Source organism: Plantibacter sp. Leaf314 (assembly GCF_001423185.1).
Lineage (GTDB): Bacteria > Actinomycetota > Actinomycetes > Actinomycetales > Microbacteriaceae > Plantibacter.
In genome coordinates this window covers 25230-37977 of record NZ_LMOB01000001.1, presented here as the reverse complement: position 1 = coordinate 37977, position 12748 = coordinate 25230, and the positions used below count along the sequence as shown (strand labels likewise).

The window sequence follows — 12748 nt, the reverse complement described above, 5'->3', positions numbered from 1 at the left end:
GGATCAGCTCGCGGAGATCGGCATCGGTGAGACGCGGTCGGCACGGCGTGCCTGCGACGGGCGGAAGCTCGAGACGTCGTCGCTCGTCTCACCGTCGAGGGCGAGCTCCGCGAGGATCCGGCCGAACGCGGGCGTGAACTTGAATCCGTGCCCGGCGGCGAGGGCGACGATGACGTCGGGATGCTCGTCGAGCGGGCCGAGGACGAAGTTCCGGTCGGGGGTGAGCGCGTACTGACAGGTCACGGTGCGGAGTTCCGGTCCGGACGCCGGCACGAGGTCCGCCATGAAGTCGGCCAGCTGTCCGGTGAGCTCCGGCGACGGCACGAAGGTGCGCTCGGCCGGCGACATGCGGTTCTCCGAGACGTCACGGGCGGCCTTCACGGTCGGTTCGCCGAAGGTCGGGAACCCGTAGTAGCACTCCTCGTCCTCCCAGATCCACACCGGGAACCGCTCGCGGTCGAGCAGCTCGGCGTCCGATGGGCGGAAGTAGGTGACCTGCTCCTGCATGACGTCGAGCGGGATCGCCGCGCCGAGGGGTTCGAGGAGTTCGTTCGCCCAGGCGTCGGCGGCGAGGACGACCTTGCCGGCGCGGACGGTGCCGGCCGAGGTCTGCACGACGACGCCCTGTCCGTCCGGAATGAGGGCGTCGACCCGCGTGCGGTCGCGGATGTCGGCGCCGAGCGCCCGAGCTCGGAGCTGGAGCGTGGCCACGGTGCGGGCGGCATGGGCGATACCGGTGTCCGCGGTGTACACCGTCTCGACGTTCTCCGGGATCCGGAACTGCGGCCACCGTTCCTGCACCTCGGCGGGCGTCAGGAGTTCGTGCGGCACACCGCACTCCTCGAGCGCCGCGGTGAAGTCGGAGGCGGAGTAGGGTCCGTCGACCGGGAGGAAGATGACGCCACCGGTGATGGTGAGCAGCCGTTCGCCCGACTCCTGCTCCAGGTCCGCCCAGTCACGGTAGGCCGACTGCGCGAGCCGCACGTACTGGGGTGCGCCGTACGACGTCCGGACGATCCGCGAGGTGTCGTGGGAGGCACCGCGAACGTGTCCGAGCTCGAACTGTTCGAAGGCGACGACCTTCGCACCCCGCCTGGCGAGGTGGTAGGCGGCCGCACTGCCGAGGGCTCCCATGCCGACAACCGCGACGTCGAATGATTCCATCCGTGGTGCTCCCTCATGCTTGCCCGTTCGATTCAGGCAAGTGTGGTGGAGCAGGGAAATGCGTCCTATGGATCTTCGACCCATGTTTGCGGGCTGACGATGTGTCGGAACGACCGGCCGGCGGACCCGATCCGACCCGAAGGGCTCAGCTCGTCGGATGGGCCTCACGCAGGGAGCGTCGGAGGCGTTCGAGTCGGGCGGCCGCCTGCACCCGGAACCGGAACTCGCTGTCGTCCCAGTCGCCGACGAGGAGGGACCGGATGCGATCCAGCCGTTGCTGCACGGTGTTCGGGTGGATCCGGAGTCGTTTCGAAACGGCGTGCCGGCTCTCACCGCCGTCGAAGTAGCAGGCGAGGGTGTCGAAGAGCGCGGTCCCACGACGTTCGTCCCACCCGAGCACCGGCCCGAGGAGCTCGTCGACGAAACGGATCACCGAGGTCGGCTCCCCGGAGGAGAGCGCGTGGTACGGCGCGAGACCGGCGGAGGGGACCGTGGTGGCCTCGATGCCGAGCGGTCGCAGGAACCGCAGATCGGCGGCGGCTCGCTCGACCGCGGGCCCGAGGTCCGCCCGGCCGAGCAGCCCGGTACAGACCACCGCGGTGAGCGCCGGCTCGTGCAGCCGGTCGGCCAGCAGCCGCCGGACCCGCTCGGTGGCCTCGATCGCATCGTCGACCGCCCAGGCGATGATCACCCGATGGTCGCGGCGGGCGACGACGCCGTCATCGCCGACGGCACCGGCGGCGACGAACGCCGCATCGGCGACGTCCCGCTCCAACACGTCGATCACGGCGCACGCCCCGAGCGTCAGCGCGAGCAGAGCGGGCTCGACGTCCGCTGACGGCTCCGAGGCACCGCCGTCGACGACGGCCAGGAGCCAGTGCGCACGACGCTCGGCGCGCAGGGCGACCACGGCGTCGCGTTTGAAGGAGACCAGGGCGGCGACCTGGGCGGCCCGTTCCAGGGTGCGTCGGACGACCCGGTCGGCGGGATCGGTTCCGTCCTCCGCGAGGATGGACCCGAGCACCCGGTCGGCGCCCACGATCGCCACGACGAGCCACGCGCGATCCCGAGCCTCGACCGCTTCGGCGTGCCCGCTCACCTGACTCCGGGCGACCGCGTCGCGGAGGACGGCACGGCTCGGCAGCTCCCCCGTGCCGTCGAGCAGTCGTGCCTGGTCGTCGAGCACCCACACCCGCAGACCGATCCGGCGCGACACGGTGGCGACGAGGTCCACGACGGTCCCGCCCGACATCGCCGCCGAGGTGAGCTCTTCGTGGATACCGCTCGCCAGCTCCGTGGCGGCGAGGTGTCGCTCCAGTTCGCGATAAGCCTCCTCGGCGCGCACGACGGCCGCAGCACGTTCGGCGAGCGCCCGTGCGGTGTGCAGGACCGCCGCGGCGTGGTCGGCGAAGGCGGAGAGCAGGAGGACGTCGTCCGGGGTGTAGTCGTAGCCGAAGCGGTTGCACGCGAACAACGCACCGAGCACCTCGTCACCGACCGCGAGCGGGACGCCGAGGAACGACACGAGTCCTTCGGCCCGGACGGCGGCATCGATGCGGTCGTCGTGCCCGGCCTCGGTCATCGTCTCGTACCGTGCGACCCAGGCGGGTTCCCGCGTGCCGGCGACCAGGCTGGCGAGTCCCACCCCGGCGGGCACCGCGAGGTCCCGGAACCCCGGGGTCACCGTGCCGACGGAGTGCCGGACGCGGAGGTCACCCCTGGTGTTCTCGACCTCGGAGAGGTACGTGACGTCGGTGCCCATGAGCTGATGGGCCCGTTCCACGAGACGGCCGAGGACCTCGTCGACGTCCTGGAGGCGGACCAGCTCGCGAGCGGTGGAGAAGAGCGCCTCGAGCTCGCTCGCCCGACGGCGCTGCCGTGCACCCCGTACCTGTGCTTCGCGGACGGACTCGACCACGGCCTCGGCGTCGGCCCCGTCGAGTCCCGCCCGGCTGAGGAGCTCCTCGACGCCGGCGCCCGGGCGTCCCGGCTCCGCGCGGGAGGCGGCGAGGAGGTCGAGCGCGAACGTCGCGGTCGCCGAGGAGGGCTCGACGTCCGCGCGGACGTCGTCGGAAGCGGTCGGGGGACGCATGAGGCCTCCATCAGCGTGGGGCGGACCGCGTCCACCTCGAGCAGGGTGGCCTCAGTCTAGGACGCCCGTGAGGGGAAGACCGGTGGCGTGCGCGCGGCGAACGCCGCCAGGCCGGCCCGTGCGTCGTCGCTCGTGAACGCGGCCTGTCCGAGCACCGCCTCACGGTGGAAGGCCTCCTCCAGCGGCAACGCGGACAGCTCCCGCACCGCACGTTTGACCGTGGCGAGCGCGGCACCGCTCCGCGCGAGGAGCTCGTCCGCGAGGCGGTGCGCGGTGTCCGTCAGCTCGGCGGCCGGGACCACCTGGTTGACGATGCCGTACCGGGCGGCCGTCGCAGCGTCGATCCGCCCGCCGCGCAACATGAGGTCCATGGCGAAGGCGTACGGGATCTGACGCACCAACCGGCTGAGGGTGCCTCCTGCAGGCACCACACCGATCCCCGTCTCGGGCAGCGCGAACGTCGCGTGGTCGGCGGCGACACGGATGTCGGTGGACAGCAGGATCTCGAACCCGCCTCCGAGGCAGAGGCCGTTGACCGCCCCGATGACCGGTTTGTCGAGGGTGGTGTGCTTCTGGTGGGCGGCGTCCCACTCGCTGATGTCGAATCGCCCCTCGGCCAGCGCAGGGATCGACTCCCCGAGGTCTGCGCCGACGCAGAACGCCCGCTCCCCCGCCCCCGTCAGGATCGCGACGCCGATCCGGGGATCGTCGCGGACCTCGGCGAACGCCGCGCCGAGCTGGTCGTACATCGCGAGGGTCAGCGCGTTGAGCTTGTCCGGGCGATCGATGGTGATGACGGCCGTCGCTCCGGAGCGGTCGAGGCGGACGCCGTCCATCAGATGGTCCCGGCGGAGCGGAGCTCGTCGATGGCTGCTTGATCGTAGTCGAGCAGCTCCCGGAGGACCGCGGCCGTGTGGGCCCCGGTCGCCGGCGCCCGGCCGGTCGTCCGCGGTGGGGTTCCCTGCAGCTTGACGGGGGAACCGAACGTCCGGAGCGGGCCGAAGCCCGGGTAGGCGGTCTCGACGACCATGTCCCTGGCGACGATCTGCGGGTCGGCTACCACCTCGCCGATGTCCTTGACGGCACTGAGCGGGACGAGGTCCCCGGCGAGCGCCTCCAGTTCCGCCTTCGTGCGATCCGCGAACCAGCGCTCGATGATCGGACGGACCGCCCGCTCGTAGACCTCCTCGTCGAACCGGTCCGCCATCGCCTGGAGGTCCGGATGGGCCTCGTACTCGTCCGGACCGCCGAACAGCTCGCAGGACAGCTTCCAGAACTTGTCGGTGTACCCGCCGAAGAAAACGAAGCCGTCCCGGCAGGGGAACGCCTCGTACGGGCGCACGAACGGGTGGGCGTTGCCGAGCGGGGTCGGCATCGTGCCCTCGGTCGTATACGCCACGACGGCGTTCTCGGTCAGGGTGAGCACCGAGTCCTGCTGCGAGATGTCGACGAGCTGCCCGTCCCCGGTGCTCTCGGCGTGTCGGAGTGCAGCGAGGACGCCGATGGTGCCGTAGAGACTGGCCGCGAGGTCGCCGATGATCGTGCCGACCCGTGTCGGTGGGCCACCGGCCGGCCCGTTCATCGACCAGAGACCTCCGGTCGCCTGGGCGCTGTTGTCGTAGGCCGGTCGACCACGGGACGGTCCGGTCTGGCCGTATCCGCTGAGCGCGGCGTAGACGAGGCGCGGGTTGACCTCTCGGAGCCGCTCGTACCCGAGCCCGAGCCGGTCCATCGTGCCCGGTCGGAAGTTCTCGACGAGGACGTCGGCCCTGGCCACCAGATGTTCGAGGAGCGCGGCGCCGGACGGGTGCCGGAGGTTGGCCGTGACGCCGAGCTTGTTGCGGTTGTACTGTGCGAAGAACCCGCTGAGCGCCGGGTCCTCGACCGGCTGCCCGTCGGCGTCGTCCGCAGCCGGCAGCAACGGCGGGAACGTGCGGGTGTAGTCGGGTTCGTCCGGGTGTTCGACCTTGATCACCGTGGCTCCGAGGTCCGCGAGGACCATCGAGCAGTACGGCCCGGCGACGACCCGGGTCACGTCGACCACGACGACCCCGGCGAGCGAACCGCGTTCCGTGTCGAACCCGCCGAGGTCGGCGAGCCGGACCCGCAGATCCTCGTCGATCATCGGGTGCCACCCGACGTCGGGACGGTGGTCTGTGGTCGCCTGCGCATGTCACTCCGCTCTGCACCGCGGAACGGTCCCGCCGGTGCGTGGCGATCCTGTCACCGCGGACGAGGGCATCGACATGTCCTCCGGCACCACAACCGACGCCTGCGCGACGGTCGCGGCACATGCCGCGCGCCTACCGCCCGCGACGTCCGGAGAACAACGCGTGGAGCAGTGGCAGGGCGGAGACCGACATGAAGACGGTGCCGAGCACGGCGTCGTCGATCCGGAGGACGGTGCCGGCCACGAGCAGGGCGGCGAACAGCACCGCCGAGACGACCCTGCCCGTCGTGCGATCGAGTCGTGCGATCCGCTGCTCCAACCGCGGGTTGGTGACGGCGACGGAGCCGTCCTCGACCCGCGTGATGACCGCGTCGAGACGCTTCGGCAGTCGGGCCGCGACCGTCGCGATCTCGAGCGCCTCCCGGCCGAGGTCCTGGACGACGTTGCCGCGTTCGTCGCGCAGGAGCTGCGCCGCGTACGGCTCGACGGAGTCCCACAGGTTGAACTGGGGATCGAGCGAACTGCAGACGCCCGAGGTGAGCGAGATGGCACGGATGATGAGCAGGAAGTTCTCCGGCAGCTGGAACGGCAGCGCCCGCACGACCTCGCTGAACTGGTTGCCGAAGTCGCGGAACTCCTTCGGGTCGACGTCGCGGAGCTCGGCGAACCCCATGCCGCCGAACCGCCCGAAGAGGGCCGTCATCGCGCGCTCCAGCTCGGTCGTGTCCGCCGAGGGCAGGAGGACCCCGAGGTCGCGGATCGCGCCGACGAGTCCCTTGCCGTCGCGGGAGGCGGCGGCGATGAGGAGCTTCCGCAGGCCGCGCCGCGTCGTCGGCGGGACCTCGCCCATCATGCCGAAGTCGATGAACGTCAGTTTCCAGGAGCGCTCACCCGGGGCGGCGGAGATCGGCGTGACGAAGATGTTGCCGGGGTGCGGATCGGCGTGGAAGAACCCGTTGGTGAACAGCTGGTCGAACATGACCGCCGCGAACACCGGGGCCACCTCGGCCGGATCGATCCCGGCGGCCAGGAGCGCCTCGGTGTCGGTGATCTTGATCGCGGTGACGTCCTCGAGCGTCAGCACGCGTTGCGAGGTCCGTTCCCACACGACGGCGGGGACGCCCACGCGGTCGTCACCGGCGAAGTCGGCGGCGAAGCGTTCGGAACTGGCGGCCTCGTGGAGGTAGTCGATCTCCTCCAGGCTCGTCGCGGCGAACTCCTCGACGAGCGCAGGCATGTCGACGCGGTCCGAGACGAGGCGGACGCGCCGGAGCCATCCGCCGACCTTCCGCAGCGCGGCGAGGTCGACGGCGACGATCCGGTCGATACCGGGACGCTGCACCTTGAGCACGACGGCGTCGAGGCCGGAGTCCGCCGCAAGCGAGGGGACGAGATGTGCGCGGTGGGCCTGGCCGAGGGAGGCGGCGGCCACCGCCCGTTCGTCGATGGTGGAGAACACCTGCGACAGGGGCACACGGAGCTCCGACTCGGCGAGCGCGCGGATCTCCGGGAACGCGACCGGCGGCACCTCGTCCTGCAGGCCTTCGAGCTCCTTGGTGATCTCCGGCGGCAGGACGTCGAGCCGGGACGACATGAACTGCCCGACCTTGATCATGAGTCCGCCGAGATCGACGGCGAGCACGTGGAAGCGGCGGGCGAACCGCTGCATCCGGCGCGTGCGGGTGCGCTCGGTCAGCTTGATGAGCCCGAAGCGCGGCAGCACGATCTCGAACCACCATGCGTTGGCCAGATGCCAGCTCGCGAACCTGAGGATGCGGCGGTACCGCGCGCGCCCGTCGGCGGGCGGGCCGGTGTGGACACCGGCCCGCACGACGCCTGGGACGTCGCCGAAACGGGACGCTGAATCGCTGGGCGTCCCGCCGGTCGACGACACCCGGTCAGTCCTGGGCGAGGATCGCGTAGAGGCGCTTGCGAGCTTCGTCGAGGACCGCGACGGCCTGCTGGACCTGCTCGGGCGAACCGGTCCGGCCGACCTGCGCGGCAGCCTGGGCCAGCTCGACGCCGGCCTTCGGCAGCGCGGTGATGCCGGGGTGCTCGGACGACTCACCGGTCTGCCACGGAGCGGTCGCTCCGGACTCGGCGACCTCGTCGCGGCCGGCCTCGGTCAGGGCGTAGGTCTTCCGACCGCCCGACTCCTCGGCCGTGATGATGCCCTCGTCGGAGAGCAGCTGCAGGGTCGGGTAGACCGAGCCGGCGCTCGGCTTCCAGGAGCCGCCACTGCGCTCGTCGATCTCGCGGATGATCTGGTAGCCGTGCATCGGCTGCTCGGCCAGCAGGGCCAGCACGGCGGAGCGGACGTCGCCGCGGCCCGCGCGCGATCCGGCGCTCTTCTCGAACTTGGAACGCAGCTGTTCCATCATCTGCCACATGTTCTCGGTACCGAAGCCGGCTCCGCTGCCGAATCCGCCACCGTTCCCGAATCCTGCGCCACCGAATCCTGCGCCACCGCTTGGGAATCCACCCATGATTGCTCTCCTTCGTAGTTCGTGAACGATGCTCAACGATATATCGGTGAAGCTGTGAACGATATGTGTGGTCGCAAGAAAACAGGATGGCGTAACCTCGGCCACATGAGCGCTTGGACGACAGCAGACATCCCCGACCAGTACGGCCGCACCGTGATCGTGACCGGCGCGAACAGCGGGATCGGGGCCGTCACGGCTCGGGAACTCGCCGCGCACGGCGCAACCGTCATCCTCGCCTGCCGCGACATCGAGAAGGGTGCGCGGGCCGCGTCGACGATGACGGGCGATGTCGAGGTGCGCCGGCTCGACCTCGCCGACCTCGCATCGGTCCGCCGCTTTGCCGAGGGCGTCGATGGGGTCGACGTGCTCGTGAACAACGCCGGGGTCATGGCGGTGCCCGAGCGCCGCACGGCCGACGGCTTCGAGATGCAGATCGGTACCAACTTCCTCGGCCCCTTCGCGCTCACCGGCCTGCTGTTGGACCGCATCACGACGCGGGTCGTGACCCTGTCGAGCGCCGCCCACCGGGCCGGCACGATCGACCTGGCCGATCTCAACTGGCGGAGCCGGAGGTACCGACGCTGGGCCGCCTACGGCCAGTCGAAACTCGCCGACCTCATGTTCTCGGCCGAGCTGCAGCGACGCCTCACGGCGAACGGCTCCCCCGTGCTGTCCGTCGCGGCGCACCCCGGCTTCGCGTCGACCGAACTCCAGTCCCACACCGAGTCCGCGCAGGGACCGCTCCTCGGTTGGGGAACGCGACTCCTCGGTCAGAGCGCCGAGATGGGTGCGCTCCCGACGCTCTACGCGGCGGTGTCGCCGGACGTCGAACCGGGCGGCTACTACGGACCGAGCGGCTTCGGTGAGATGCGCGGCGATCCGAAGCCCGTCGGCCGGAGCTCGGCGGCGCGCGACGAACACGTCGCCGCCGAACTCTGGTCCACGGCGGAGGCTCTCACCGGCGTGACCTTCGCCTGATCGGCGCCGGACGCCAGACCGCTAGGCGGGCAGGCTCTCCTCGATCGCCGCGATGACCTCGGGAGCATCGGGTTCGGTCGTCGGACGGAAGCGGTGCACGGTGCCGTCGGGGGCGATGAGGAACTTCTCGAAGTTCCACTTGACGTTGCCGGCCTTGCCGTTGGCGTCGGCGGTCTTCACGAGCTCCTGGTAGAGCGGGTGACGGTTCCGGCCGTTGACCTTCACCTTGTCCATCATCGGGAAGGTGACACCCCAGGTGGCCGAGCAGTATTCGGCGATCTTCTCGTTGTCGCCGAGCTCCTGCAGGAACTGGTTGCTCGGGAAGCCGATCACAGTGAAGCCGCGGTCGGCGTACTCCTTCTGGAGGGCCTCGAGCTTCTCGTACTGCGGGGCGAGACCACAGCGGCTGGCGACGTTGACGACGAGTTTCGCCTTACCGTCCCACTCCGCCAGGGTGGTGTCGCGGCCGTCGAGGGTGGTGACGGGGATGGTGTCCAGATCGGTCATGGTGCGGTGCCTCTCATCAGCGGAACGGCTTCGTCCACGAGCGTCGTGACGCGCGTGCGTGCCTCCTCGAACGCTACTCGCCCCCGAGGTGCCCGGCGCCCTTTCGTCAGTGCGTTCTCAGCCGACAGCCGTTGACAGGGCTCTCCCTCCGGTGGATCGTGAGTGCAGCAGATCGGAGCAGGACATGGGGCGCATCCACATCGACCTCTTCATGACCCTCGACGGCGTCGCTCAGGCGCCGGGTGGGCCCGAGGAGGATCCCAGCGGCGGGTTCCCGTTCGGCGGGTGGCAGGCGCCGCTCATCGACGAGGTCGACGGTCAGCAGATCGATGCCGGCATGGTCGGCATGGACGCCCTCCTCCTCGGACGACGGACCTACGACATCTTCGCCGGGTACTGGCCGCAGCAGGAAGGAGGTCAGGACGACGGCATCGCCAGGCTCTTCAACCGCCTGCCGAAGGTCGTCGCGTTGCGTGAGCCGCGGGACCTGGCGTGGGCGAACTCGACACAGCTCGGACCCGACCTCCCGAAGGCCGTTCGGGACCTGCGCGAGCGTCACGCGCAGATCCACGTCATCGGCAGTCTCGATCTCGTGCAGACCCTCTTCGCGGAGGCCCTGTTCGATCAGCTGAACCTCTGGGTGTATCCGATCACGCTCGGCACGGGCAAGCGCGTCTTCGCCGACGGGACGGTGCCGTCGTTGTTGCGACTGCTGGGACCGGCGACCACCTCGCCCGCCGGCACCGTCCACCTCCGCTATGAGCGCGTGGACGGCGCACCGGCGACCGGCGACATGGGTGACCCTCGATGAGCGGGTCTGACGAGGCGTCCGCATCCCGCCCGTCCGCTGACGCCCGCTTCGACACGGTCGTCGTGGGCGCGGGTGTCGCCGGCCTCGTCGCCGCGCGGCTCCTCGCGGCCGCCGGTCGAACGGTCGTCGTGCTCGAGGCGCGGGACCGGGTCGGCGGGCGCGTGTCGACCGAGCGCCGCGACGGCCTGGTGACCGATCTCGGTGCGTCGTGGGTGCACGGGGTGACGGACAGTGCCGTCGCTGCGGCGGCCGAGGCGTTCGGGATGCGGACGGTGGAATTCACCGTCGGCGGTTACCAACCCGACAGCCGGCCGATCACCTACTACGGTCCCGACGGCGAGCACCTGTCGGACGCCGACGCTCGCGGCTTCGCCAAGGACGTCCACGCGCTCGACGCGACCCTGCTCGGGGTGGTCGCCGAGTCCGCTCCTGACGCCTCGTATCGCGACGTGACCGAGGCGGCACTCGCCCTGCAGGCGTGGGACGCCGAGCGGGTGCAGCGGGTCCGCGAGTACCTGGAGCATCGTTCGGAGGAGCAGTACGGCGCGTGGATCGAGGATCTCGCGGCGCACGGCCTCGACGACGACGCGATCGACGGCGACGAGGTCGTGTTCCCCGACGGCTACGACGTGCTCCCCCGACGGCTGTCCGAGGGGCTCGACGTGCGCCTGGAGCACGTGGTGACGAGCGTCCGGTGGTCCGCGGACGGCGTCGAGGTCGCTGCCCAGGGGCCGTTGGGCGGGCTGGTGCTGCACGCGGGCTCGGCGGTGGTGACGGTGCCGGTCGGTGTGTTGCAGTCGGAGGCGTTCACGATCGATCCCCCGCTGCCGGAGCCGGTGGCAGGTGCGCTCTCCCGGTTGCGGATGAACGCGTTCGAGAAGGTGTTCCTCCGGTTCGAGCGGCGGTTCTGGGACGACGACGTCTACGCCGTCAGGCAGCAGGGGCCGGAGAGTCGTCGCTGGCACTCCTGGTACGACCTGACGTCGGCGCACGGCTCACCGACACTGCTCACCTTCGCCGCCGGCCCGACGGCCGTGGAGATCCGGGATTGGGAGGACTCGCGCGTCGTGGAGTCGATCCTCGAGCAGCTGCGGCGCCTCTACGGCGAGCGCGTCGAGGAACCAACGGAGGTGCACGTCACCCGCTGGCACGAGGACCCCTTCACCCGTGGGTCCTACGCCTACATGACCGTCGGCTCGACGACCGAGGACCACGACGCCCTCGCGACCCCGGTCGGCGGCGTCCTGCACCTCGCTGGCGAGGCGACGTGGACGGACGACCCGGCGACGGTGTCGGCCGCCCTGCACTCCGGGCATCGCGCCGCCGAGCGGGTCCTCGGCCAGGCCATCCCCATCGACACCCTCTGGCGCGACGACAGCGCAGTACCGGTCGCCGCCGAGGCCTGAGAGCAACGACGAGTGCGCCCCCATGCGCGCCGACAGAGAGGAAGCGCCTGATGCGATTCATGATGTTCGTCCTCGCGGACCCCGTGCCCGACGACCCCACCGACGATTCGGATGTCGACCACTGGGTCGAGGAGCTCGACACGACGGGGCGACGTCTCCTCGGCGACGTACTCGATCCGAGTGAGGCGCGCGGCGTCCGTGTCCGCGCCGGCGAGCGCCTCGTCACCAATGGCCCGATCCCGGGCGCGACCGACACCCTCTGGGGCTTCGACATCCTCGACTGCGCCGACCTCGACGAGGCGCTCGACATCGCCGCCCGCCACCCGATGGCTCGCAACGGCCGCCTGGAGCTGCGCCCCTTCCCGGGCGCGTAGGAAGCCGACGGGCTGAGCGGACACCCGGGCGGAGGGTCCCCCGGCATGTTGTCGTGCTCGCTCCCCTCGGCGCACGGCGGGATCGCCGAGCGTGCAGTCCTTCGATCAGGCGCGGAGTGGTTTCAGAGCGCCCGCCCACGCCTCGAGCTGGTCGAAGAGCACCCCGGCGGCCTCGGTGTGCTGCGGCCCGGGCGTGAAGGTGCTGAAGTCCTCGAAGTCGGCGAAGAGCGAGAAGCTCAGCTGCTGCCGCACATCCGCGATCTGCAGTTCGGCGCTGATGCCGCGAAGGTGCTCGATCGCGCGTGCGCCGCCGAGGCTGCCCCATGCCACGAACCCGGCGGCCTTGTTGTTCCACTCGGCGTACAGGTAGTCGATGGCGTTCTTCAGGACAGCGGACGTGGAGTGGTTGTACTCGGGCGTGACGAAGACGAATCCGTCGTAGGGCGCGATCGTCGCCGCCCAGGCCTTCGTGTGCTCGTTCTCGTACGCGCCGAACGACGGCGGCGTCGGCTCGTCGAGGAGGGGCAGGGGGTGGTCGAGCAGGTCGATGAGCTCGTAGCTGGCGCTCCGACCGGCGGCCTGCTCGACGACCCAATCGGCGACGGCCTTGCCGTTGCGGCCCGGGCGGGTGCTGCCGAGGATGATGGCGATACGGAGGTCTGACATGGGGTGCTCTCCTTCGATGTGCGTGCCTGTCCCGCGAGTCACGGGACGTGGTGGTGCCTGGCTCGCACTGTAGCCCGGTGCGGCCGCCGGCGTC

The 12748-nt window shown here is 70.6% G+C and carries 12 protein-coding genes; 4 read left to right on the top strand and 8 right to left on the bottom strand.

What is annotated here, in order from left to right:
- Positions 1-3: 3 nt before the first annotated feature.
- From solA to ASF68_RS00165, 6 genes are all read right to left on the bottom strand, one after another.
- Positions 4-1164 (bottom strand): N-methyl-L-tryptophan oxidase, encoded by a 1161-nt coding sequence (gene solA / locus ASF68_RS00190; RefSeq protein WP_056005220.1) that lies wholly within the window; start codon positions 1162-1164, stop codon positions 4-6.
- Positions 1165-1309: 145 nt separating this feature from the next.
- Complete coding sequence (locus ASF68_RS00185) at positions 1310-3256, bottom strand: helix-turn-helix domain-containing protein (protein WP_056005217.1); 1947 nt, start codon at positions 3254-3256, stop codon at positions 1310-1312.
- A 56-nt stretch (positions 3257-3312) separates the two neighbouring features.
- On the bottom strand, positions 3313-4092 hold the full coding sequence (locus ASF68_RS00180) for an enoyl-CoA hydratase/isomerase family protein (protein WP_056005214.1): 780 nt from the start codon (positions 4090-4092) through the stop codon (positions 3313-3315).
- A complete protein-coding gene (locus ASF68_RS00175) occupies positions 4092-5381 on the bottom strand; it encodes a CaiB/BaiF CoA-transferase family protein (protein ID WP_056005211.1) in 1290 nt (429 codons plus the stop codon). The genes ASF68_RS00180 and ASF68_RS00175 overlap by 1 nt, the downstream gene beginning before the upstream one ends.
- A 178-nt stretch (positions 5382-5559) precedes the next feature.
- Complete coding sequence (locus ASF68_RS00170; protein WP_056011104.1) at positions 5560-7257, bottom strand: AarF/ABC1/UbiB kinase family protein; 1698 nt, start codon at positions 7255-7257, stop codon at positions 5560-5562.
- Positions 7258-7324: 67 nt separating this feature from the next.
- Positions 7325-7816: a PadR family transcriptional regulator gene (locus tag ASF68_RS00165; RefSeq protein ID WP_056011101.1), complete on the bottom strand. Its 492-nt coding sequence runs from the start codon at positions 7814-7816 to the stop codon at positions 7325-7327.
- 201 nt (positions 7817-8017) lie between these two features.
- Here ASF68_RS00165 and ASF68_RS00160 point away from each other — a divergent pair, with 201 nt between their 5' ends.
- Positions 8018-8890, top strand: coding sequence for an oxidoreductase (locus tag ASF68_RS00160; protein ID WP_056005208.1), 873 nt, complete (start codon positions 8018-8020; stop codon positions 8888-8890).
- A 21-nt stretch (positions 8891-8911) separates the two neighbouring features.
- Here the strand turns inward: ASF68_RS00160 and ASF68_RS00155 are convergent, their stop codons facing one another.
- A complete protein-coding gene (locus tag ASF68_RS00155) occupies positions 8912-9397 on the bottom strand; it encodes a glutathione peroxidase (RefSeq protein WP_056005205.1) in 486 nt (161 codons plus the stop codon).
- Between the two features lie 184 nt (positions 9398-9581).
- On the opposite strand from ASF68_RS00155, the gene ASF68_RS00150 reads away from it, so the two are divergent.
- The 3 genes from ASF68_RS00150 to ASF68_RS00140 are packed head-to-tail and all read left to right on the top strand — an operon-like array spanning position 9582 to position 11988.
- Entirely contained in the window at positions 9582-10208 is a 627-nt protein-coding gene (locus tag ASF68_RS00150; protein WP_056005203.1) for a dihydrofolate reductase family protein, read from the top strand.
- Positions 10205-11614: an NAD(P)/FAD-dependent oxidoreductase gene (locus tag ASF68_RS00145; protein WP_056005200.1), complete on the top strand. Its 1410-nt coding sequence runs from the start codon at positions 10205-10207 to the stop codon at positions 11612-11614. The genes ASF68_RS00150 and ASF68_RS00145 overlap by 4 nt, the downstream gene beginning before the upstream one ends.
- Positions 11615-11664: 50 nt before the next feature.
- Positions 11665-11988 (top strand): YciI family protein, encoded by a 324-nt coding sequence (locus tag ASF68_RS00140; RefSeq protein WP_056005197.1) that lies wholly within the window; start codon positions 11665-11667, stop codon positions 11986-11988.
- Between the two features lie 105 nt (positions 11989-12093).
- On the opposite strand, the gene ASF68_RS00135 is transcribed toward ASF68_RS00140, so the two are convergent.
- The gene (locus ASF68_RS00135; RefSeq protein ID WP_056005194.1) at positions 12094-12654 is read right to left on the bottom strand and encodes an NADPH-dependent FMN reductase; all 561 of its coding nucleotides are present in this window, start codon (positions 12652-12654) and stop codon (positions 12094-12096) included.
- Positions 12655-12748: the final 94 nt, after the last annotated feature.